This is a genomic window from Belnapia arida (genome assembly GCF_016773205.1).
Classification (GTDB): Bacteria; Pseudomonadota; Alphaproteobacteria; order Acetobacterales; family Acetobacteraceae; genus Belnapia; species Belnapia arida.
Genome location: NZ_JAETWB010000001.1, coordinates 1,310,089 through 1,331,877, shown reverse-complemented (window position 1 = coordinate 1,331,877; position 21,789 = coordinate 1,310,089). Strand labels below are relative to the sequence as shown.

The following is a 21,789-nucleotide window of genomic DNA, read 5'->3' as shown; positions in this document are numbered from 1 at the left end:
GGCGTCAACCGCCCTTGAAGCGACATGGGAGGCAATGCCTCCAATTCCCTCGAACTCCCCACCAAAGGCCGCAGGGCCTCTCGCTGGGGAGGGGCAAGGCCCCATTCGAAACCTGCTACAACCATTCCCAACGCTGCCGAGGAACCCCCGATGACCGAAGACCTCCCCATCTCCATCCCCCTCGACGGCGCCTCCAACCTGCGCGACCTCGGCGGCTGGCAGATGGCCGATGGCCGCCGCCTCCGCCTCGGCCACCTCTACCGCTCCGCCACCCTTGCCCACCTCACTGAGCGCGACGTGGACACCATCGCCAGCCTCGGCCTGCGCACCGTCTGCGACCTCCGCGGCATCGAGGAAGCCGCCCACCGCCCCTCCCGCCTGCCAACGGGTGCCGAGCGCATCCACCTCCCCATCGAGCCGACGGTCGGCGCCTCGCTCGCCGACCTCATGCAGCGCGAGTTGTCGACGGGAGAGGATGTGGTCGACCTCCTCCGTCGCGCCTATCTCGACTACGGCACCCGCTTCATCGGCGCCTATCGCGGCCTCTTCGACCTGCTGCTGGAGCCGGAGCGACACGCGCTGCTCTTCCACTGCTCCGCCGGCAAGGACCGCACCGGCCTCGCCGCCGCGCTGATCCTCACCGCCCTCGGCGCCAGCCGCGACACGGTGATGGAGGACTACCGCGCCACCGACCGCATCTGGCGCCGCGATTTGGCGCTGCCCCCCGGCACGCCCAAGCCCCTCGCGGATGCGCTCTACGCCACCCATCCCGAACTGCTGGAAGCCGCCCTCGACGCCGCCGTGGAGGCCCATGGCGGCGCGATGCCGCTGCTGCTGGAGCGCGGCCTCGGCCTCACCGCTTCGCGCCTGGAGCGCCTCCGCAACCTGCTGCTGGAATGATCACGGCATGTAGCCGCCGCCATTGACGTGATAGACCTGCCCGGTGATCCACCCCGCTCCGGGCGAGGCCAGGAAGACGGCCATGTCGGCGATATCCTCCGGCCGCCCCAGCCGCCCGAGCGGCAGCGCCGCCCCCATCGCCCGCACTTCCTCGTCGCTGTTGCCATGGCGCGGCTGCGCCGTATCGGTCAGCCCCGGCGCAATCGCATTCACCCGGATGCCATGCGACGCCAGCGCCAGCGCCATCGACCGGGTGATGCCCACGACGCCGTTCTTCGTCGCGCTGTAATGCACCCCGACCGGCGTTCCCCGCACGGCGGAGGAGGCGAGGTTGACGATGCACCCCTTCACGCCCGCCGCCACCATCCCCCTTGCCGCCGCCTGCGCACAGAACACGCTGCCCTTCAGGTTGACGGCGAAGACCTGATCCCACTGGCCTTCCTCCATTTCGAGGAACTCGGCCCGCGGAAAGATCCCCGCATTGTTGACCAGCACCTCGACCGTCCCGAGCGCCGCCGAGGCGGCCTCGACCAGCGCCGCGCAGGCCCTGGCCCCCGCGCCGACATCTCCCTGCACGAGGGCGGCCTTGCGCTCCGCTGCCCGCACACCCTCTGCGACGGCCTCCGCCGCCGCCCGGTCATCGAGCCAGTTGATGGCGACATCATGCCCCGCCGCCGCAAGGGCGAGGGCACAGGCCCGCCCGATTCCCTGCTGCGCACCCGTCACCAATGCCACCATCGCCCGATCCTCCACCGATGCTGCGCCGCACTATGCGGCCCGACTCACCGGCTGAGTAGGGCGCGATACCGCTCCAACATCTGCCCGCCCTCGCTCCCAGCGCGGCCGAGCCATTCCCGCGTCTGCACCTCGCCGATGGCCCGAAGCTGCGCCTGCATCGCCGGCGCCACCGCGGCCACCTGCACGTCATGGCTGCGGAGCTTGCCCATCATCTCCACCTCCGCCTCCCGCGTATACCCGGCCCCGCGTGCCTCCGCCCGCTTCGCCGCCTCCATCACCGCCGCCCGCTGCGCCGCATCGAGCGTGGCCAGCGCCCGGCTATTGGCGAAGACCGCATTCCGCGGCCGCATCCCGCCCACATCGGTGAAGTGGCGCGCGAAGTCCCAGGCGCTCGCATCCACCCCCGTCTGCGCCGAGGTGAAGAGCACATTGACCACGTTGGTGGCAAAGGCCTGCGGGATCTCCGGCACCTGCACGGTGACGGGCTGCGCCCCCAGCAGCTCGGCGAAGCGGAAGGTCAGGTTGTTGAAGGCCCGCATCCGCGTCCCCTTCAGCGCCTCGACGGATTGCAGCGGCTCCCGCGTATAGAAACCCTGCCCGGTCCAGTTGACCATGTAGAGCAGGGTCAGCCCCTGCCGCTCGAAGCGCGCCCGGATATAGGGCTCCGTCGCCCGGTGCAGCGCACCCGCCGCCTCGACGGTATCGGCGAGGAAGGGCACGCTATCCACCTCGAAGAACGGGTCCTCGTTGCCATAGGCCGAGAGCAGGATCTCGCCGAGCTGCACCTGCCCGGTCTGCACCCCGCGCTTGATCTGCGGCATCGCCAGCAGCGTCCCGTTGTGGTGCGCCTGCACGGCCAGCCGCCCGCCCGTCGCCTGCTCGATATCGGCCAGGAAGGCGCGGACGTTACGCGTGTGGAAATTCGCCTCCGCATAGGGTGTCGCCATCACCCAGCGCGTCTGCGCCAGGGCGGGTGGAACCAGGGCCGATGACGCGAACAGGCCAAGCGCTGCGCCCGCGAGCGCGCTGAACAGGCGATTCATGACGACGTTCTCCCTTCGCCGCCTTATGCCGCGGCCTCGGAACGAAAGCTGTCCCAGCGCGGCCAGTCCTGGCAAGGGGGCCTGGACCGCGCCGCCGCTCGGTGTAGCCTGCCCGGATGACCGCTCTCCCCGACACCCCGAGCTTCCGCCTCGACGGTCGACGCGCTCTCGTCACCGGTGCCGGCCGCGGCATCGGCCTCGCCGCCGCCGCCGCGCTGGCCGGGGCAGGGGCCTCGGTGACGCTGGCCGCCCGCACCGGTGAGGAGATCGAAGCCGCCGCCGCCGCCATCCGCGCCCGGGGCGGTCAGGCCGAGGCGCTGGTGCTCGACATCGCCGACACCGCCGCCGTCCAGGCCGCCATCGCCGCACGCCCGGCCTTCCACGCCTTCGTCAACAATGCCGGCACCTCCCGCCACGCCCCCTTCCTCGAGGTGACGGAGGCCGATTTCGACACCGTGCTCGCCCTCAACCTCCGCGGCTGCTTCTTCGCCGCTCAAGCCGTCGCCCGCCGCATGGCCGAGGAGCGCATCCCCGGCTCCATCATCAACATCTCCTCGCAGATGGGCCATGTCGGCGGCCCCAACCGCAGCGTCTACTGCGCCAGCAAATGGGCGATGGAGGGCTGGACCAAGGCGATGGCAATCGAGCTCGCCCCTCTCGGCATCCGCGCCAACACCATCGGCCCCACCTTCATCGAGACGCCGATGACCCGGCCCTTCTTCGAGCGCCCCGAATTCGCCGACTGGGTGCTGGGCAAGATCAAGCTCGGCCGCCTCGGCCAGGTGCAGGATTTGATGGGTCCGGTCGTCTTCCTCGCCTCCGACGCCTCGGCCCTGATGACGGGCTCGGCGCTGCTCATCGACGGCGGCTGGACCGCAGAATAAGGGAACGTCTCAACATGGCCCGCTGGCTCAAGCAAAGCATCTCCGCCGCCGACAAGGCCGATGCGGACACCAAGGTCCGCGGCATCGTCGAGGGCCTCCTCGCCGACATCGCCGCCCGCGGCGACGCCGCCGTGCGCGAGTATTCGGTGAAGTTCGACGGCTGGGACCGCACCGACTACCGCCTCACCGATGCCGAGATCCGCGACTGCCTCGACCAGCTCTCCGGCCAGGACCTTGAGGACATCCGCTTCGCCCAGGCCCAGGTCCGCAACTTCGCCGAGCACCAGAAGGCGGCGCTGAAGGACATCGAGGTCGAAACCCTCCCCGGCGTGGTCCTCGGCCACAAGAACATCCCGGTGAACTCGGTCGGCTGCTACGTCCCCGGCGGCAAGTACCCGCTGCTCGCCTCCGCCCATATGTCGGTGGTGACGGCGAAGGTCGCCGGCGTCCCCCGCATCGTCACCTGCGCGCCTCCCTACAAGGGCAAGCCGGCGCCGGCCATCGTCGCCGCCCAGCACCTGGCCGGTGCGGACGTGATCTACTGCCTCGGCGGCGTCCAGGCCGTCGGCGCCATGGCCCTCGGCACCGAGAGCGTCGCCCCGGTCGACATGCTGGTCGGCCCCGGCAACGCCTTCGTCGCCGAGGCCAAGCGCCAGCTCTTCGGCCGCGTCGGCATCGACCTCTTCGCCGGTCCCACCGAGACCCTCGTCATCGCCGACGAGACGGTGGACGCCGAGCTCTGCGCCACGGACCTCCTCGGTCAGGCCGAGCACGGCCCGACCACCCCCGCCATCCTGCTGACCGACTCCGAGAAGCTGGCCCGCGAGACCATGGCCGAGGTCGAGCGCCTGCTGACCATCCTCCCGACGGCCGAGATCGCCCGTAAGGCCTGGGAGGACTACGGCGAGGTCATCGTCTGCGACGGCCTCGACGAGATGGTGCGCGAGGCCGACCGCATCGCCTCCGAGCATGTCCAGGTGATGACCCGCGACGACGACCACTTCCTGCGCCACATGACCAATTACGGCGCCCTCTTCCTCGGCCCCCGCACCAACGTCTCCTATGGCGACAAGGTCATCGGCACCAACCACACCCTGCCGACGCAGCGGGCGGCCCGCTACACCGGCGGCCTCTGGGTCGGGAAGTTCCTGAAGACCGTGACCTATCAGCGCGTCCTCACCGACGAGGCCAGCGCCATGATCGGCGAGGCCTGCTCCCGCCTCTGCATGCTGGAAGGCTTCGCCGGCCATGCCGAGCAGGCCAATATCCGCGTCCGCCGCTACGGCGGCCGCAACATCCCCTACGCCACCGCGGCGGAGAAGCTTTGATGGGCTTCGACCTCCTCCTCCGCAACGCCCGCCTGCCCGACGGCACCGCCACCGATATCGGCGTGAAGGACGGCCTCATCGCCGCCCTCGCGCCGAACCTCCAGGCCGATGCCGCGGAGGTAATCGACTGCGCCGGCCGCCTCGTCTCCCCCGGCTTCGTCGAGACGCATATCCATCTCGACAAGACCTGCACCATCGACCGCTGCGCCTGCGAGACCGCCCGCTTCCCGCACCACGCGATGGAGCGCACCAGCGCCATCAAGCACACCTTCAGCGTGGAGGACGTGACGGACCGCGCCCGCCGCACGCTGGAGAAATGCATCGGCCACGGCACCACGCTGATGCGCACCCATGCCGAGGTCGACCCCAAGGTCGGCCTGCGCGGCTTCGAGGGCGTCAAGGCCCTGGTCGATGCCTACAAATGGGCCATCGACATCGAGATCTGCGTGATGCCGCAGGAGGGGCTGCTCAACAACCCCGGCACCGACGAGCTGATGGTGGCCGCGCTGCGCAACGGCGCCCGCGTCGTCGGCGCCGCCCCCACCTATGACAGCGACCCCGCCGGCCAGATCCGCCGCGTCTTCGAACTCGCCCGCGAATACGACGCCGACATCGACATGCATGTCGACAGCGGGTCGTCGGCCGCCCATCTCGACACCCGCCTCGTCTGCGAGCTGACCGAGCAGTACCGCTGGGGCGGCCGCGTCGCCTGCGGCCACCTAACCAAGCTCTCCGTCATGCCGCTGCCGGAGTTGGACGAGATGGCGAAGCGAATGGCCGATGCCGGCGTCGCCCTCACCGTCCTGCCGGCGACCGACCTCTATCTCGGCGGCCGCGACAAGGACCACCGCATCGAGCGCAGCGTGGCCGACGCCAACCGCCTGCACCGGCAGGGCGTCACCTGCTCCATCTCGTCCAACAACATCCTGAACGCCTTCACCCCGATGGGCGACGGCCAGCTCATCCGCATGGCCAATCTCTACGCCAACGTCACCCAGCACGCGATGCCGGACGACCTGCGCGACACCTGGTCGATGTTCACCACCGAGTCAGCGAAGCTGATGCGCCGCCCGGACTACGGCATCGCCGTCGGCAACCCCGCCGACCTCGTGCTGATCGACGCGCCCGATCCGGTCGCCGCCATCCGCGAGGTCGCCCCCGTCCTCGCCGCCTTCAAGCGCGGCCGCCGCAGCGCGACGCGCCAGCCCGTCACGCTGCACCGCCCGGAGTAGCCGCATGTCCAGCATCACCGACCGCCGCCAGCGCTTCCGCGCCGTGCTCGCCGGCCCCGCCTGCATCCATCCCGGCTCGGTTTTCGACCCGATGTCGGCCCGCATCGCCGAGGATCTCGGCTTCGAGGTCGGCATGTATGCCGGCTCCACCGCCTCGCTGACGGTGCTCGGCGCGCCCGACCTCATCGTCCTGACCCTCAGCGAGTTCGCGCAGCAGGCCCGCCGCATCTGCCGCGCCGTCCGCACCCTGCCGGTGCTGGTCGATGCCGATCACGGCTACGGCAACGCGCTCAACGCCATGCGCACGGTGGAGGAGCTGGAGAATGCCGGCGTCGCCGCCATGACGTTAGAGGACACCGTCCTCCCGCGCCCCCATGGCGACGGCCGCGTGACGCTGATCTCGCTGGAAGAAGGCCTCGGCAAGGTAAAGGCGGCCCTCGCCGCCCGCGACGACCCCTCCTTCGTCATCGTCGCCCGCAGCGGCGTCGTCTCCGTCAACGGCGTCGAGGATGCCGTCGCCCGCACCAAGGCCTATACGGCCAGCGGCGCCGACGCCCTGTTCTACACGGGAATCAAGACGCGCGCCGAACTCGACGCCGTCGCCGCCGTTGCGACGCTCCCCATCATCCTCGGCGGCATCGAGGGCACCGAGCTGAAGGACCGCGACTACCTCGCCGCCCGCGGCGTCCGCATCGCGCTGCAGGGCCACCAGCCCATCATGGCCGCCCAGCAGGCCGTCTACAACACGCTCAAGGCGCTGCGCGAGGGCGTGCAGCCCGCCGACCTGCAAGGGGTCCCGGGCGCCGACTTCATGGGCCGCGTCACCCGCGACGCCGATTACAAGCGCTGGACCAAGGAGTTCCTGGGGGGCTGAGCCCGCCACCCCATCCAGCCCTGCCGCCTGACACACGCCTTCGGAGGAAACCGACAATGTCCCAACCGGAAGACAGCCCCTTCCAGACGCTGCATGAATTCGTCAAGGAGGCGAAGGGCCGCCTCAGCCCCGGCAATTGGGATTACCTGGTCGGCGCCACCGAGACCGAGACGACGATGATGCGCAACCGCGCCGCCATCGACAGCCTCGCCTTCCGCCCCCGCGTCCTCCGCGACGTCTCGAAGATCGATGTCTCCGGCCGCTTCCTCGGCAAGCCCATCACCCTGCCGGTGATGCTCGCCCCGGTCGGCGGCCTCGAGAATTTCGACCCCGAGGGCGGCGCCCCCGCCGGCCGCGCGGCCGGGGAATACGGCGTCCCCATCATGGTCTCCTCCGTCTCCATGCCGGGGCTGGAGCCGATGGCGAAGGCGGGGCAGGGGCCCAAGGTCTTCCAGCTCTATGTCCGCGGCGACTGGAACTGGATCGAGGAGGTCAGCCAGCGCGCCATCGGCGCCGGCTACGACGCCTTCTGCCTGACGGTCGACACGGCGATCTACAGCCGCCGCGAGCGCGACATCGCCAAGCGCTTCGTCAAGCCCTGGCGCGTCCGCGCCACCGGCCAGCATTTCCAGGCCGCGCTGAACTGGGACGACGTGAAGCGCTGGAAGGACCGCTTCCCCAACACCCCGCTCGCCCTCAAGGGCATCGCCACGGCCGAGGATGCCGTCATCGCCGTCGAGCACGGCGTCGAGGTGGTCTATGTCTCGAACCATGGCGGCCGCCAGCTCGACCACGGCCGCGGCTCCCTCGCCGTGCTGCCCGAGGTGGTGAAGGCGGTCGACGGCCGCGCCAAGGTCTGGATCGACGGCGGCTTCGTTCGCGGCAGCGATGTCGTGAAGGCGATCATCCTCGGCGCCGAGCTGGTCGGCATGGGCCGGATGTACTGCTACGCGCTCGCCGCCGCCGGCGAGGCCGGCGTCGCCCGCATGTTCCGCATCCTGCAGGACGAGGTGCATGGCGTGCTTGGGCTGCTCGGCGTGACGAGCTTCGGCCAGCTCGACGGCAGCTACCTCCACCCCGAGTCACCGGTGGTGCAGCCGCATGTCCACAGCTCCTTCCCGCTGACCAACCTCAGCGATCCTGGCTACCGCTAGACGCCAGCCGCATACCCATCCCGCTGCGGATCGGCGCCGCCCTCGGCGGTGCCGTCCCAGACGGCGATGCCGTGGACGCCTGCGAAGGCATAGCTCTGGTAGCTCCGCTTCGTCGCATAGCCCATCGCCTGCAGGGCCCGCTCCGTCGCGCGGGGGATGCGGTTGGACAGGTCGATGGTCTCGCTCGTCGCGGAGAAGCGCGGCGCCATCACCGACTCCTGCATCCCCATGCCCCAATCGAGAAGGTTGAGCAGCACCTGCGCGACGCCGACGGTGATCCAGGCCCCGCCCGGCGCCCCGAGCGTCGCGACGGGCTTGCCCTCCCGCAGCACGATCGTCGGCGTCATCGACGAGTAGCGCCGCTTCCCCGGCGCGATGGAGCCCGCCCGCCCCGGCCGCGGGTCCATCCAATTCATCGCCCCGTTCAGCATGAACCCCATCCCCGGCACGATGAGGCCGGAGGGCACGGCGAGGGTATGCGTCATCGATACCATCATGCCGTCGGCATCGACGCAGGAGACATGCGTGGTGTTCGGCGCATCGCTCCCCGCCCGGGTGAGGCTGGCCCGCTCCCCCCGCCGGATGCGCGCCGCGCACTCCTCGGCATAATCCTCCGAGAGCAGCCGCCCGACCGGGACCTCCTGGAAGGCCGGGTCGCCGACATGTGCTTCCTTGTCGATGCCGGCGATCTTCATCGCCTCCGCCACCACGGCGATGTAGTCCGGCGTGTTGTACCCGAGCGCGACGAGGTCGAACCGCTCGAGGATGCGCAGCATCTCGCCGACGACGACGCCGCCCGCCGGCGGCCCCGGCAGCGCCAGCTCATACCCGCGATAGGGCACGCGCAGCGGCGCCCCCTCCGCCACCCGAAACCCCTCGAGGTCCCCGGCCGAGATCAGCCCGCCCCGCGCCTCCATCGCCGCGACGATCGCCCGCGCGATCCGCCCCCGGTAGAACTCCTCCGCCCCGCCCTCGGCCAGCACCCGCAGCGTCGCCGCCAATTCCGGGTTGCGCACCACCTCGCCCAGCCGCTTCGGCGTCCCGTCCTCCCGCAGGTAGAGCCGCCGCCCGTCCTCGGTGTAGCCGAGCTTCTCCGGATAGCTCATCCGCCCGTAGGGCCGCTCATCGAGGCTGAACATCGCCTGCACATGCGGCCGGATGATCCAGCCCTCCGTGGCGAAGCCGATCGCCGCCTCGAACAGGCTGGCCCAAGGCTTCCGCCCCAGCCGCCCATGCGCCTCGGCGAAGACCCGCACCGCCCCCGGCACGGTGACCGCCTTCGCCCCGCACTCGTTCTCATAGCCCCGCACGCGGTAGCCGAACCCGTCGGGGCACTCGCCGAGGAAATCCGCCGCCCACATATCCGGCCGCGCCGCGCCCGGGCAGGTCCCCAGCCCGTTGAGCACGGTATGCGTCCCGCTCTTTGGGTCGAGGACCTGCAAGGTGGCGATCCCGCCGATGCCGCACATCATCGGGTCGACGACGCCCTGGGCGATCGCGCAGGCCAGCGCCGCATCCAGCGCATTGCCGCCGGCGGCGAGCATCGCGGCCCCCGCCTCCACCGCCTCCGGCTGAGGCGCCACGACCATGGCGCGCCGGGAGGGGAGGCGACGCTCCGGCCGCATCACTCCGCCGCCCTCAGCTGATCCCACCAGGCGCATTCCCCCGGCATGAGGGTGTGGTTCCCCGGCAGCACCTGCACCGGCGCCCGCTCGCCCTCCGCCGCCGCCTTCAGCCGCATCCGCCGCGCTTCCTCCCGCATCTCCGGCGGCCCCCAATGCCGCTCATGCCCCCAGAGGCTCGGCCCCGAGATCATCTCCACCGCCTGCCAGGAGGTCGGGTCGATCACTCGCCCGCCCCAGCCATATTCGACAAGGGATCCTCCCGGCGTCCGCGCATAGAAGCTCGTCATGAAGTCATTGGTATGCCGCCCGAGACTGGTGGCAACCCGCCCCTCCACCACCATCGCCAGATCATATCCCTGACCCACATCGTCGAGGCTGAACAGTTCCAGCATCAGGTGATGCAGTCCGGCCGCGCCGGTTTCGATCAGCGCCAGCGAATGATGCCGGGGATTGACGTGCAGGAAGGTCGCCCGGAAGGGATGGGTGACGAAATCGGAGACGCCGAAGCCCATCACATCCCGGTAGAAGGGCAGCACCGCCTCCATCCGCGGCACGGTCAGCACCGCATGGCCCATGCCGAGCGGCCCGGTGCGGAAGCCGCTGATGCAGCGCCCCGGCCGGAAGGACTCTGCCGTCACCTCCGCCCCGTGCACGATTTCCAGCCTGTTGCCGAGCGGATCCTCCGTGACGACCAGCTCCGCGACGCGCCGCTGTGCCGCCAGCCCACGATCCCCCCGCGCCACCGGCACGCCCGTCCCCTCCAGCCGCGCGGCCAGGGCATCGAGCGCCGCCCCATCCGCCACTTCCCAGCCGAAGAAACGCGCCCCGTCACCCGCGCCCGGCACCACGAGCAGACGCTGCCTGCGGTCATCCATGCGGAAGGTGAGCTGCGCCACGCTCCGCTCGGCGAGCTGCAGCCCGAGCAGGCCGGTGCCGAAGCCGGCCCAGTCCTCCATCCGGCTCGCCTCGATCCCGACATAGCCGAGCGCCCGGATGGCCATTCCTTCCTCCCATGCTGCACCTCCGGGAAGCATCGCGCCGATGCGGCCATCCGTCACATGAAACCTGCACCGCACCTCGTCCCATGCCGTGGACCGGATTCCACCCAGGTCTCAGGATTTGGATGATGCTGCTCTTTATGAAGAACTGAAAGTATTCCCCCGGAAATATCTCTCACATCGAAGGCAATTTCCCATTATTCGCTCGGATTCACCAATAATCCGAACATGATTGGCGTGGTTGCAAGACAAGGCATCGCCGTCATGCGTTTTGTAGTATTCGGCATCTTCATGGCCGCGCTCCCGCTTGCCCTGAGCCTGCCAGCCGTCGCCGAAACCGCGGCGCCACAGCCCCTGCCGGCCGCCGTCAGCGCCGAGCCCGACATCGGTTTGCCCCGCCCGCCGCGGCTCGACTGCCGCCAAGTCTACGCCCCGGCACCCATGCCCATCGGCCCTGCCAGCGCCCATCCGGAGCAAGCGACCGAAGGCCTGCTCCTCCTCGGCATGGCCTGCAGCCACGCCGATTGACCGACGCCCGTGCGCGACTTCCTGCTGGCCTATCTGGCGCTTCTGGCCACGCCCGGCCCGAACCTGCTCGTGATCGCCGGCATTGCGGCGCTGCGCGGGGTGCGGGGGGCGCTGCCGGTCTGCCTCGGCATCGCGCTCGGCGCCGGAACCCTGAACGCGGCGCTGGCGGCAACCCTTGAAGGTGCCCCGGCCGCCGACGGCTGGGTGGAAACCGGCCGCATCGCTGCCGTGGTCCTGCTGCTATGGGTCGCCCACGCCACCGCCCGCGGTGGTCCGCCCGTCGCCGGCCACCGCGTCCCGGAGGGCCTGTTCGGTGCCGAGTTCGGCGCCGGCTTCTGCACCGCCGTCACCAACCCGATGACCGCCGCCTTCTTCGCCGCCCAGTTCCTCGGCCCGCTCGCCCTGCTCGACGCCAGGCTGCCCCTGGTGCCGCTGGCGGTGACGGCCACCGCGCTCGCCGTCTCCCTCAGCCTTGCCATCCTGCTGGCGAGGCCGGCCTGCCAGCGCCTGGCGCTGGCCTGGCACCGCCCCATCCGCCTCGCGGCGGCCGCCACGCTGGTGGCGATGGCAGCATCGGTCCTCGCCCGGCCATAGCGGGCCCATGCCGTCCTGGCCGGGCTCGATCCTGGCATCCGGCGACACGGCGGATGCGCCGGAACTCCCGCAAACCGCTTCGCGGTCTCGCGCGGTCCCCGGACGAGGTGCCACTCGACGCTCGAAACCCCGCACCACCCTCCGCGCCGAGGCCGTGGAAGGCCACCAGGCAGGAGCGGGGTCCGACCGGTGGCCCTAGGCCAGTGCTTTCGACGCCTTCTCGAAGGTCCCCTTGCTGAGCTTCGGAACCGCCAGCACCCGTTGCAACTCGCGCCGCATCAGCGCCGCCCGCCCCGGCGCCTGCCGCCGCCACTGGCCGAGCGGACCCACCATCCGCGCCGCGATCGAGCCGTTGATCGGGTCGAGCGCGACCACCGCATCCGCCAGGAACCGATACCCCTCGCCATCCTCCCGGTGGAAGTGCAGCGGGTTCCCCGAGGCGAAGGCGCCGATCAGCGACCGCGCCCGGTTCGGGTTGCGCAGGTCGAAATCCGCATGCCCGTAGAGCGCCCTGACCGCCGCCATCGCATCCGCCCGCGAGGACATCGCCTGGATCGAGAACCACTTGTCGAGCACCAGGTCGTCGCCCCGCCAGCGCGCGTGGAAATCGGCGAGCGGCCCCTCACGCGCCGAGCCCTCGGAACCGGCCAGCAGCGAGAGCGCCGCCAGCCGGTCCGTCATGTTGCCTGCCTCCCGGTACTGCGCCTCGGCCAGACCGGTCTCGCCGGCGGCCACGAGATAGGCGAGGCAGGCATTGCGCAGCGCCCGCCGCCCGATGCTGCTTCCGTCGATGCGATACTCGCCTGCCTCCGACAGCGCCTGATAGGCCTCGCGCAGCACATCCCCACAGCGCCGCCCGATCTCGCGCCGCAGATGCTCCCGCACCGCATGCACCGCAGCGGGCTCCGCCACCTCCATCTGGTCGGCGACGAAACCCTCGCCCGGCAACGCCAGCGCCTCGGCAGCGAAGGCCGGGTCCGCCTCCGCCGCGCGCAGCGTGTTGCGCAGCGCCTCCTCCAGCGCCGCATCGAAGCCGAGCGCCTCGCCGCGGAGATGCCCCGCCACCATCCCGAGCATCAGCCCGGCGGCATATTGCAGCCCGCTTTCCCAGCGGACGAAGGGATCGGTGTCGTGCACGGCGAGGAAGCGCAGCCGCTCCGGCGCCACGCCCTTCAGCTTCACCGGCGCCGAGAAGCCGCGGAGGAGGGAAGGGACGGGCGGCCCGTCCACATCCTCGAAGATGAAGCTCTGCTCCGCCTGCTCGAGCAGCACCACCCGCGTCCCCGCCTTCGCCTCGTTCTCACCCTCGAGCCGCGTCGGCACTTCCCGCCCGTCCGCATCGAGCAACCCCATGGCGACCGGAACCGGCACCGGATGCTTCACCGGCTGCCCCGGCGTCGCCGGCAGGCTCTGCCGCAGGGTCAGTACCCAACGCCGCGCCTCCGCCTCGTAGCGGTCCTCCGCGGTGAGCTCCGGCGTCCCCGCCTGGTCGTACCAGCCCATGAAGGAGGAGAGATCGACCCCCGATGCCTCCTGCATCGCCGCGACGAAATCCTCGATCGTCACCGCCCGGTTGTCGCAACGCGCGATGTAGAGATCCATCCCCCGGCGGAAGGCCGCCGGCCCGATCCGCGTATGGATCAGCCGCACCACCTCCGCGCCCTTCTGGTAGACGGTCGGCGTGTAGAAATTGTCGATCTCGATGTAGCTGTCCGGCCGCACGGGGTGCGCCATTGGCCCCGCATCCTCCGGGAATTGCGCCGCCCGCAGCCCCCGCACGTCGCGGATGCGCTTCACCGCCCTGCTTCCCTGGTCGGCGCTGAACTCCTGGTCGCGGAAGACCGTCAGCCCCTCCTTCAGCGAGAGCTGGAACCAGTCCCTGCAGGTGACGCGGTTGCCCGTCCAATTGTGGAAATACTCATGCGCGATGACGGTCTCGATGCCCTGGTAGTCGCCATCCGTTGCCGTCTCCGGCCGGGCGAGCACATATTTGGTGTTGAAGACGTTGAGCCCCTTGTTCTCCATTGCCCCCATGTTGAAGTCGGAGACGGCGGCGATGTTGAACACGTCGAGGTCGTATTCCAGCCCAAACACTTCCTCGTCCCAGCGCATGCTGCGGATGAGGCTGTCCATCGCATGCCCGCAGCGATCCTCGTCGCCCCGCCGCACCCAGATGTTGAGCGCCACATCCCGCCCGGAGCGGGTGACGAAGCGGTCGCGCACCGCAACAAGGTCGCCCGCGACCAGGGCGAAGAGGTAGCTCGGCTTCGGATGCGGATCGACCCAGCGCGCCCAATGCGTCCCGTCCTCCCTATCGCCCGTGCCGTCCGGATTGCCATTCGACAGCAGCACCGGGCACCGTGCCTTGTCGCCATGGAGTGTCACGGTGAAGCGCGCCATCACATCCGGCCGGTCGGGGAAGAAGGTGATGCGCCGGAACCCCTCCGCCTCGCATTGCGTGTAGAAATTCCCCCCCGAGGTATAGAGCCCCGACAGCTCGGTGTTCTTCTCCGGCGCGATCCGCACCAGCGTCTCCAGCACGCCCTGGTCGGGCGCATCGCCGATGGTCAGCGACCCATCTGCGCCGAGCCTCGTCCGTTCCTCCGCCAGCGCCACCCCGTCGAGCCTCGCCTCCAGCAGCGTCAGCCCATCCCCGTCCAGCCGGAACTCCCCCGGCCCATTCCGCCGGAAGGCCAGCCGTGCCCGCACCAACGTCGCCGCCGGATCGAGCCGGAATTCCAGCTCCACCGTATCGATGTGGAAGGCCGGTGGCCGGTAATCGGCCCGGCGGGTCGTCTGCGGAGCGCTATCGGGCATGTCTCGTATCCAGTCCATCACGCGCCCAACCGGCGCAGCACAATCTCGAGCCTGCGGAAAATCGGGTCCGCATGGCCAATGTGCCAGGGCAAATCCCGAACAGGCGGCAGAATCTGGCCGCAGACAGGCGCTCGACCGGACGATGGCTCAAAGCGTGAGCCGCCCCATGGCTCCCCGGCAAGGCGACGCAGCCCGAAGCCCCGCCCCGTCAGAAGCCCCGCCCCGTCACGGGCAACCCCCGCCCGCAACGACGCCCCGCCTTCCTACCCGGCGGCGATATCCAGCCGCGACCAATCGACATAGAAGCCGTTCGGCGCCGCATAGCCGCTGATCCGCGCGCTGATGGCCCGCGGCGACACGTCGTGCACGAACCAGACGAAGCAGGCCTCCTCCACCAGCCGCGCATGCAGCCGCGCGAGCGCCGCGTCGCGCTCCGCCGCATCGAAGCTGGTGCGCGCCGCCGCCGTCAGCCGGTCGAGCTCCGGGTCGCTGACGAAGCCCCAATTGTTGGACACCGGCGGCGCCATCCGCGAGTCGGCGAAGCGCGCCACCGCGAAGAAGGGATCGATGGTGGCGATCGAGACATTCGTCGCCGTCGCCCCGCGCGCCACCGGCGCCCGCGGCCCCTCGCGCCAATTGGCGAAGAGCGTGCCCCACTCCAGCACCTCGAAGCACACCTCGAAGAAGGCCCGCGCCAGTGCCGCCTGGATCGCCTCGTTCATGGCCAGCGACTGCATCTGCCCCGAGCCGACCGAGGTGACGAGCACCTTCACCTGGGCCGGCCGCTGCGCCGAATAGCCCGCCTCCATCATCAGCCGCCGCGCCTCGGCGAGGTCGTGCCGCAGCACGAAGCCCGGCTCGCCGAACCAGGGATGCCCCCGCCGCACCTGGCCGAAGGCCGGCTCCGCCAGCCCCCCGTTCAGCAGCACAAGCTCCTCGCGGTCGATGGCGAGGTTGGCCGCATGCCGCACCCGCCGGTCGCGCCAGGGCGAGCCCTCCAGCATCGAGAGCTGCCAGGGCCAGACATGCGCCATGGCGCTGGTGACGATGTTGAAGCCCCGCGCCCGGATCGAGGGCGCCGCATCCGGCGGCGGCGCCTCGATCCAATCCACCCGGCCGGACAGCAGGGCCGCCGTTCGCGCGCTGGTATCCGGCACGGGCAGGAAGACCAGCCGGTCAAGCTTCGGCACCCGCGCCCGGTCCCAGTAGGCTGCGTTGCGCACCAGCTCCAGCCGCTGCCGCGGCACCAGCCGCGCCAGCCGGAATGCGCCGGTCCCGGAAGGGTCGAGGCTGAAAGCCTCCCAGGCGCGGATCGCCCGCTGCGCCGGGTCTGCCACCTCCGCCGGCACTGCCGCCAGCTTCGCCGCCCATTGGGCCGGCGAGGCGATGAAGAGGTTGGCGATGTTGAGCGGCAGGAAGGCATCCGGCTCGGCGGTGACCAGCTCGACCGTCAGCGCGTCGATCGCCCGCCCCGCCCGCAGCGTCGGCATGCGCGAGAGGGTGAAGCCCACCTGGCTCGCATCGAAATGCGGCGCCTCCTTGTCGAGCACCTTGCGCAGGTTCCAGACCACCGCCTCGGCATCGAAGGCTGAGCCGTCATGGAAGCGCACGCCCGGCCGCAGCCGGAACACCCATTTCGTCCGGTCCGCCGGATCGACCGCCCAATCGGTCGCCAGCGCTGGGGCGATGCGCGTCCCCGTCTCGTAATCCCAGGCGGTCAGCGCGTCGTAGAGGGTGAGGCCGGCGACCCGCACGCCCTCGAAGGCCTGGTCCGGCTGGCCATGCGTCTTCGGGATGTCGCCGGCGGTCATCGCCACCCGCACCACCTTCTCCGCCGCCCGCGCCGGCCCGGCGCCGGTCAGCCCGGCGAAACCGAGGGCGGCAAGCGGGCGGCGCCCGATGGCAAGGGAAGGGGGCATGTCCTGGCTCCGGCTGTCTGCCGTAGCCGAAGCACGCCCCATGCCAGCCGGATTATTCCACCCGGATGCGGTTCGCCTCGATCACCTGGCGGAACTGCTCCCGATGGGTCTTGAGGAAGGCGGTGAACTCGGCCGTACCGCGCGGCTCCGGCTGGAAGCCGATGGCGGCGAGACGCGAGCGCACCTCATCCGTCGCCATCGCCCGCCCGGTCTCCTCGGCGAGCTTCGCCACGATCTCCGGCGGCGTCCCCGCCGGCATCATGTACCCGCCGAAAGCCCCGACATCGAAGCCCGCCGCCTCCGGCACGCTGCCGAGCGGCGCGATGCCTGGCGCCAGCGGGCTCCCCGCCCCGAGCGTGATGCCTAGCGCGCGCAGCGCCCCCTGCTTCACCAGCGGCCCCGTCGCCGCCAGCGTGTCGATGGCGAAATCCACCTGCCCCGCGACGACCGAGGTCAGGGCCGGCCCACTCCCCTGGAAGGGGATGTGGACGGTGTCCAGCAGCCCCGTCCGGCTTAGGAACATCAGGGTGATGAGGTGCGCCGCCGCCCCGGTGCCGGAGGAGGCATAGGTGAACTTGCCCGGATTGGCCTTGACCACGCGGATGAACTCCGCCGTGTCCTTTGCCGGGAAATTGTTCGTCACCGTCAGCAGGTAGGGCGAGATGCCGATCATCGCGACCGGCGCGAAATCCTTCTCGGGATCATAGGGTGTGCGCTGCACCAGCGGCGCCGTGGTGATCGGCCCGGTCGAGGCGGCGAGGATGGTGTAGCCGTCCGGCGCCGCCTTGGCGACCGCATCCGTCCCGATCATTCCGCCCGCGCCCGCCTTGTTGTCCGGCACGATGGTCTGCCCCCATTGCGCCGCGACCTGCTGCGCCGCAACCCGCGCCATGAGGTCGGTCGCCTGCCCCGGCGGCCAGGGAACGATGAGCCGCACCGGGCGGGAAGGGTAGGGGCCTTGCGCCTGGGCGAGGCCAATGCGCGGAGCGGCAAGCCCCGCGCCGGTGAGCAGAAGGGTACGACGATCCACGGCAACGCTTCCCCGTTTTGTTTTGTGTGATGAGAATAGGTCGTTCCGCAGAACGCGGCCAGCCGGGCACCGCATCGGATCTCGCGACAGAGTGCACCGTATACGTTCCGCTTTGCCGTTGCGAGACCGGTATCCGACAGGCAAAGCGGGTGAAAGTCTCCTCCGTGGCATCAACCCACCGATGTGCGGAGGATCATCTGGTCAAAGCACCCGAGAGCCTTATCTGTCCCATGCACTGGCCTCCAGCAGGCCGGATTCGCCGTTGGAGATCCTGTTTGACTGACCCGACCGAGACGGCCGCCGGCGTCCCCGCGGACGCCTCCATGGACCAGGGCGCGTTGGAACCACTGGGCCGTCCCGGCCTTCACCACTGGCGCCAGGCGGAAATCTCCGACACCACCCTCGATGAGCGCGGCAGCGTCTTCTTCGCCGCCGTCGAGATGACGCGCATGCCGATGATCCTGGCCGACCCGCGCCAGGAGGACTGCCCCATCGCCTTCGCCAACAACGCCTTCCTCGACCTCACCGGCTACGAGGAGGCGGAGGTCGTCGGCCGCAACTGCCGCTTCCTCCAGGGCACCGGGACCGACCCCGCCTCAGTCCGCCAAATGCGTGAGGCGATTCAGGAGCGCCGCCCCACCGCCCTCGAAATCCTGAACTACCGGCGCGACGGCACGCCCTTCTGGAACGCCATCTTCATGGGCCCCGTCTTCGACCGGGACGGGGAACTGATCTTCTTCTTCGCCTCCCAGCTCGACGTCTCCAAGCGGCGCGAGAGCGAGCAGTCGCTGCGCCAGGCGCAGAAGATGGAAGCCATCGGCCAGCTCACCGCCGGCCTGGCGCATGACTTCAACAACCTGCTCCACGTCATCGACGGCAGTCTCGAGCGGCTGAAGACGAAACGCCACGACGACAGTGCCTTCGAGCGATTCCACAAGGCCGCCATCGCCGCCACCGAGCGCGGCACCAAGCTGACCCGCCAGCTTCTCGCCTTCGCCCGGCGCACCCGGCTGGAGCCCAGGGGCGTCGACCTCACCAGCCTGGTGAATTCCTTCTCGGAACTGCTGAATACCTCGGTCGGCGACAAGACGGAGCTGCATCTCAGCCTGCAGCAGCGCCTGCCGCTGGTGAGGGTCGATGTGAACCACCTCGAGATGGCGCTGCTCAACATCGTGGTGAATGCCCGCGACGCCTCGCCCGGCGGCGGCGCGATCACCATCACCACCCGCGCCGTCCACCTGAACGGCGACGCCGCCGCGCGGCACCTCGAGCCCGGCGACTACGTACTGCTCTGCGTCACCGACGAGGGGGTGGGCATGCCCTCCCATGTCCGGGCGCGGGCGACGGAACCCTTCTTCACCACCAAGGGGCCGCAGCACGGAACTGGGCTCGGCCTCGCCATGGTGCATGGCTTCGTGCAGCAATCGGGCGGCCGGCTGGAAATCGAGAGCGAGCTGGGCGAGGGCACCACCGTGCGGATGATCTTCCCGCGCCACATTCCCGAAGAGGCGGCGGAAGGCGCCGCGCCGACCGGCTATCAGGCGAGGGCGGTCGACGAGGTTGCCCGCGTGCCGCTGATCCTCGTGGTGGACGACGGCCGCGAGATCGCGGAGATGGCGCGGGACGCGCTGGCCGAGACAGGCTACCGGGTCGCCACCGCGCACAGCGCCGAGGAAGCGCTCCGCTCCTTCGACGAGGCCGCCGCCGCCGGCGATCCCTTCGACCTCGTCTTCTCCGATGTGCTGATGCCGGGCGGCGCGAACGGGCTGGTGCTGGCCGAGCAGGTGCGCGCACGCTCCGCCGCGACACCGGTCATCCTGACGACAGGCTATAATGACGAGATGTCGATCGACGGACCGCAGGCGATCGCGCTGGAAGTGCTGGGCAAGCCCTACAAGCGGACGGAACTCATTGACCGCATCCAGGCCGGGTTGCGCCGCGGCGCCCGTATGGGCTCGCCGCGGGAGACCTCCGACTTCGGTCATATCGAGGCCTGAGCCGGGGAGGGGCCGCTCAGTCCACTCGCATTCCCGCGCGCTGCACCACCGGCGCCCAGCGCGCCCGGTCCTCGGCAAAGAAGCGCGTGAACTCCTCCGGGCTGGCGCTCGGCTCCACCTCCAGGCCGCCCTCCAACAGCCGGCGCCGGATCTCCGCATCCTCGAGCGCCGCGTTCAGCGCCGCGTGCAGCCGCGCGATGCGCTCCGGCGCCGTCCCACCCGTCGCCAGCAGCCCGAACCAGGTCGCCGCCTCGATCTGTGGGAAGCCCTGCTCGCCCGTCGTCGGCAGCTCCGGCATGGCGCTGCTCCGCTGCCGCCCGGCGATCGCCAGCGCCCGCGCCGCGCCCGACCGGATATGCGGCTGCAAGGGCGCCAGCGCATTGGTGAAGACCTGCACCCGCCCGGCAATCAGGTCGTTCAGCGCCGGGCCGGTGCCGCGATAGGGGATGTGCTCCATCGGCACGTCGAGCGCCTGCGCGATCATCGCCCCCGCCGCATGCCCCGTGCTCCCCACCCCCGGCGAGGCATAGGAGAGCGGCACCGGCGCCGCCCTTGCCACCGCCTGCAGCTCCCGCAGGTTCCTCGCTGCGACCGAGGGGTGCACGGTGATGACGTTCGGCCCGACGCCCATCAGCCCGATGGGCGCGAAGGCGGTGGCGACGTCATAGGGCACCCGCGCCTGCACCAGGCTGGTGATGGTGAGGCTCCCGCTGCCGCCGAGCACCAGCGTGTAGCCGTCCGGCGTCGCCTTGGCGACGACCTCCGCCCCCAGCATGCCGCCCGCCCCGCCGCGGTTCTCGATGACGACCGGCTGCCCGAGCCTCGCCGCCATCCCCTCGCTGACCAGCCGCCCGACGATGTCGTTCGTCCCGCCCGGCGGCCAGGGGATGACCAGCCGGATCGGCCGGTCGGGGAAGGGTCCCTCGGCGCGCGCGACCGCGGGCGCCGCCAGCAGCCCCGCCAGCAGCGCGCGCCTCTGCATCAGTAGACGACCACGCTGCGGATGCTCTCGCCCCGCTCCATCAGCTCGAAGCCATGGTTGATCTGGTCGAGCGGCATGGTGTGGGTGATCAGGCTGTCGATGTCGATCTTCCCCTCCATGTACCAGTCGACGATCTTCGGCACGTCGGTCCGCCCGCGCGCGCCCCCGAAGGCGGTGCCGCGCCAGTTCCGCCCGGTGACGAGCTGGAAGGGCCGGGTGCTGATCTCCTCGCCCGCGCCGGCGACGCCGATGATGATGCTCTCGCCCCAGCCGCGATGCGTGCACTCCAGCGCCTGCCGCATCACCTTGGTGTTGCCGATGCACTCGAAGGAGAAGTCGGCCCCGCCGCCCGTCAGGTCGACGATCGCCTGCACGACCTTGTCCGCGCCGACCTCGCTCGGGTTGATGAAATGCGTCATCCCGAATTGCCGCGCCATCGCCTCCCGCGCCGGATTCAGGTCGATGCCGATGATCTTGTCGGCGCCAACCATCCTGGCGCCCTGCAGCACGTTGAGCCCGATTCCGCCGAGCCCGAAGACCGCGACATTCGCCCCCGGCCAGACCTTCGCCGTGTTGATGACGGCCCCGACGCCCGTCGTCACGCCACAACCGATGTAGCAGATCTTGTCGAAGGGCGCGTCTTCCCGGATCTTCGCCAGCGCGATCTCCGGCAGCACGGTGAAGTTGGCGAAGGTCGAGCACCCCATGTAGTGCATCACCTGCGTCCCCTCGCAGGAGAAGCGGCTCGTCCCGTCCGGCATCAGCCCCTTGCCCTGCGTCGCCCGGATCGCCGTGCAGAGATTGCTGCGTTGGCTGAGGCAGGTTTTGCACTGCCGGCATTCCGGCGTGTAAAGCGGGATGACATGGTCGCCCGGCTTCAGGCTGGTCACGCCTGCGCCCACCTCGCGCACGATGCCCGCCCCCTCATGTCCGAGGATTGCCGGGAACAGCCCTTCCGGGTCCCGCCCGCTCAGCGTGTACTGGTCGGTATGGCAGAGGCCGGTCGCCATGACCTCGACGAGCACCTCGCCCGGCTTCGGCCCCTCGATCTCGATGGTCTCGATGCTCAGCGGCTTCCCCGCCGCCCAGGCCACCGCCGCGCGCGTCTTCATCAGGCTGTCCCCCTGCCGGTCTTGGCGGCACTCT

Annotated in this window: 18 protein-coding genes; 9 read left to right on the top strand and 9 right to left on the bottom strand. The window is 70.3% G+C overall.

The window, feature by feature from the left end:
- Nucleotides 1–150: 150 nt before the first annotated feature.
- On the top strand, nt 151–900 hold the full coding sequence (locus tag JMJ56_RS06555; RefSeq protein ID WP_202830749.1) for a tyrosine-protein phosphatase: 750 nt from the start codon (nt 151–153) through the stop codon (nt 898–900).
- Here the strand turns inward: JMJ56_RS06555 and JMJ56_RS06550 are convergent, their stop codons facing one another.
- Nucleotides 901–1,638, bottom strand: a complete 738-nt coding sequence (locus JMJ56_RS06550) for an SDR family NAD(P)-dependent oxidoreductase (protein WP_202830748.1) — start codon at nt 1,636–1,638, stop codon at nt 901–903.
- Nucleotides 1,639–1,682: 44 nt separating this feature from the next.
- The gene (locus tag JMJ56_RS06545) at nt 1,683–2,681 is read right to left on the bottom strand and encodes a TRAP transporter substrate-binding protein (RefSeq protein WP_202830747.1); all 999 of its coding nucleotides are present in this window, start codon (nt 2,679–2,681) and stop codon (nt 1,683–1,685) included.
- Nucleotides 2,682–2,797: 116 nt separating this feature from the next.
- On the opposite strand from JMJ56_RS06545, the gene JMJ56_RS06540 reads away from it, so the two are divergent.
- From JMJ56_RS06540 to JMJ56_RS06520, 5 genes are read left to right on the top strand one after another with little or no spacing between them, the layout of a single operon-like run.
- Nucleotides 2,798–3,565 carry an SDR family NAD(P)-dependent oxidoreductase gene (locus tag JMJ56_RS06540; protein WP_202830746.1) on the top strand — a complete coding sequence of 256 codons (768 nt, stop codon included), beginning with the start codon at nt 2,798–2,800 and terminating at the stop codon, nt 3,563–3,565.
- A 14-nt stretch (nt 3,566–3,579) separates the two neighbouring features.
- On the top strand, nt 3,580–4,893 hold the full coding sequence (gene hisD / locus JMJ56_RS06535; protein WP_202830745.1) for a histidinol dehydrogenase: 1,314 nt from the start codon (nt 3,580–3,582) through the stop codon (nt 4,891–4,893).
- Nucleotides 4,893–6,125, top strand: a complete 1,233-nt coding sequence (locus JMJ56_RS06530) for an amidohydrolase family protein (RefSeq protein ID WP_202830744.1) — start codon at nt 4,893–4,895, stop codon at nt 6,123–6,125. The genes hisD and JMJ56_RS06530 overlap by 1 nt, the downstream gene beginning before the upstream one ends.
- Nucleotides 6,126–6,129: 4 nt before the next feature.
- Entirely contained in the window at nt 6,130–6,999 is an 870-nt protein-coding gene (locus JMJ56_RS06525) for an isocitrate lyase/PEP mutase family protein (protein ID WP_202830743.1), read from the top strand.
- Between the two features lie 56 nt (nt 7,000–7,055).
- On the top strand, nt 7,056–8,153 hold the full coding sequence (locus JMJ56_RS06520; protein WP_202830742.1) for an alpha-hydroxy acid oxidase: 1,098 nt from the start codon (nt 7,056–7,058) through the stop codon (nt 8,151–8,153).
- Here the strand turns inward: JMJ56_RS06520 and JMJ56_RS06515 are convergent.
- A complete protein-coding gene (locus JMJ56_RS06515; protein ID WP_328702285.1) occupies nt 8,150–9,805 on the bottom strand; it encodes a gamma-glutamyltransferase family protein in 1,656 nt (551 codons plus the stop codon). The two genes, JMJ56_RS06520 and JMJ56_RS06515, sit on opposite strands and share 4 nt — an antisense overlap.
- Complete coding sequence (locus JMJ56_RS06510; protein ID WP_202830741.1) at nt 9,778–10,779, bottom strand: VOC family protein; 1,002 nt, start codon at nt 10,777–10,779, stop codon at nt 9,778–9,780. Before JMJ56_RS06510 ends, JMJ56_RS06515 begins: the two co-directional genes overlap by 28 nt.
- A gap of 261 nt (nt 10,780–11,040) precedes the next feature.
- Between JMJ56_RS06510 and JMJ56_RS06505 the strand changes: the two genes are divergently transcribed.
- Together JMJ56_RS06505 and JMJ56_RS06500 are read left to right on the top strand one after the other, a co-directional pair.
- Entirely contained in the window at nt 11,041–11,304 is a 264-nt protein-coding gene (locus tag JMJ56_RS06505; protein WP_202830740.1) for a hypothetical protein, read from the top strand.
- Between the two features lie 9 nt (nt 11,305–11,313).
- On the top strand, nt 11,314–11,898 hold the full coding sequence (locus JMJ56_RS06500) for a hypothetical protein (RefSeq protein WP_202830739.1): 585 nt from the start codon (nt 11,314–11,316) through the stop codon (nt 11,896–11,898).
- A 195-nt stretch (nt 11,899–12,093) separates the two neighbouring features.
- Here JMJ56_RS06500 and pepN read toward each other — a convergent pair whose 3' ends face one another.
- The 3 genes from pepN to JMJ56_RS06485 form a co-directional block, all read right to left on the bottom strand.
- Complete coding sequence (gene pepN, locus JMJ56_RS06495) at nt 12,094–14,715, bottom strand: aminopeptidase N (protein ID WP_236037431.1); 2,622 nt, start codon at nt 14,713–14,715, stop codon at nt 12,094–12,096.
- 263 nt (nt 14,716–14,978) lie between these two features.
- Nucleotides 14,979–16,634 (bottom strand): ABC transporter substrate-binding protein, encoded by a 1,656-nt coding sequence (locus tag JMJ56_RS06490; protein ID WP_202830737.1) that lies wholly within the window; start codon nt 16,632–16,634, stop codon nt 14,979–14,981.
- 52 nt (nt 16,635–16,686) lie between these two features.
- Entirely contained in the window at nt 16,687–17,664 is a 978-nt protein-coding gene (locus JMJ56_RS06485; protein WP_202830736.1) for a Bug family tripartite tricarboxylate transporter substrate binding protein, read from the bottom strand.
- A 275-nt stretch (nt 17,665–17,939) separates the two neighbouring features.
- Here JMJ56_RS06485 and JMJ56_RS06480 point away from each other — a divergent pair, with 275 nt between their 5' ends.
- Nucleotides 17,940–19,661 carry a PAS domain-containing protein gene (locus JMJ56_RS06480; RefSeq protein ID WP_236037430.1) on the top strand — a complete coding sequence of 574 codons (1,722 nt, stop codon included), beginning with the start codon at nt 17,940–17,942 and terminating at the stop codon, nt 19,659–19,661.
- Nucleotides 19,662–19,677: 16 nt separating this feature from the next.
- Here the strand turns inward: JMJ56_RS06480 and JMJ56_RS06475 are convergent, their stop codons facing one another.
- Both JMJ56_RS06475 and JMJ56_RS06470 read right to left on the bottom strand, forming a co-directional pair.
- Nucleotides 19,678–20,643, bottom strand: a complete 966-nt coding sequence (locus JMJ56_RS06475) for a Bug family tripartite tricarboxylate transporter substrate binding protein (protein WP_202830735.1) — start codon at nt 20,641–20,643, stop codon at nt 19,678–19,680.
- Nucleotides 20,643–21,755, bottom strand: coding sequence for an S-(hydroxymethyl)glutathione dehydrogenase/class III alcohol dehydrogenase (locus JMJ56_RS06470; protein WP_202830734.1), 1,113 nt, complete (start codon nt 21,753–21,755; stop codon nt 20,643–20,645). Before JMJ56_RS06470 ends, JMJ56_RS06475 begins: the two co-directional genes overlap by 1 nt.
- Nucleotides 21,756–21,789: the final 34 nt, after the last annotated feature.

Bases quoted from the DNA above. Each gene is read 5' to 3' on its own strand.
- JMJ56_RS06555 (WP_202830749.1), top strand. From the start codon at position 151: ATGACCGAAGACCTCCCCATCTCCATCCCCCTCGACGGCGCCTCCAAC.
- JMJ56_RS06550 (WP_202830748.1), bottom strand. From the start codon at position 1,638: ATGGTGGCATTGGTGACGGGTGCGCAGCAGGGAATCGGGCGGGCCTGT.
- JMJ56_RS06545 (WP_202830747.1), bottom strand. From the start codon at position 2,681: ATGAATCGCCTGTTCAGCGCGCTCGCGGGCGCAGCGCTTGGCCTGTTC.
- JMJ56_RS06540 (WP_202830746.1), top strand. From the start codon at position 2,798: ATGACCGCTCTCCCCGACACCCCGAGCTTCCGCCTCGACGGTCGACGC.
- hisD (WP_202830745.1), top strand. From the start codon at position 3,580: ATGGCCCGCTGGCTCAAGCAAAGCATCTCCGCCGCCGACAAGGCCGAT.
- JMJ56_RS06530 (WP_202830744.1), top strand. From the start codon at position 4,893: ATGGGCTTCGACCTCCTCCTCCGCAACGCCCGCCTGCCCGACGGCACC.
- JMJ56_RS06525 (WP_202830743.1), top strand. From the start codon at position 6,130: ATGTCCAGCATCACCGACCGCCGCCAGCGCTTCCGCGCCGTGCTCGCC.
- JMJ56_RS06520 (WP_202830742.1), top strand. From the start codon at position 7,056: ATGTCCCAACCGGAAGACAGCCCCTTCCAGACGCTGCATGAATTCGTC.
- JMJ56_RS06510 (WP_202830741.1), bottom strand. From the start codon at position 10,779: ATGGCCATCCGGGCGCTCGGCTATGTCGGGATCGAGGCGAGCCGGATG.
- JMJ56_RS06505 (WP_202830740.1), top strand. From the start codon at position 11,041: ATGCGTTTTGTAGTATTCGGCATCTTCATGGCCGCGCTCCCGCTTGCC.
- pepN (WP_236037431.1), bottom strand. From the start codon at position 14,715: ATGCCCGATAGCGCTCCGCAGACGACCCGCCGGGCCGATTACCGGCCA.
- JMJ56_RS06490 (WP_202830737.1), bottom strand. From the start codon at position 16,634: ATGCCCCCTTCCCTTGCCATCGGGCGCCGCCCGCTTGCCGCCCTCGGT.
- JMJ56_RS06475 (WP_202830735.1), bottom strand. From the start codon at position 20,643: ATGCAGAGGCGCGCGCTGCTGGCGGGGCTGCTGGCGGCGCCCGCGGTC.
- JMJ56_RS06470 (WP_202830734.1), bottom strand. From the start codon at position 21,755: ATGAAGACGCGCGCGGCGGTGGCCTGGGCGGCGGGGAAGCCGCTGAGC.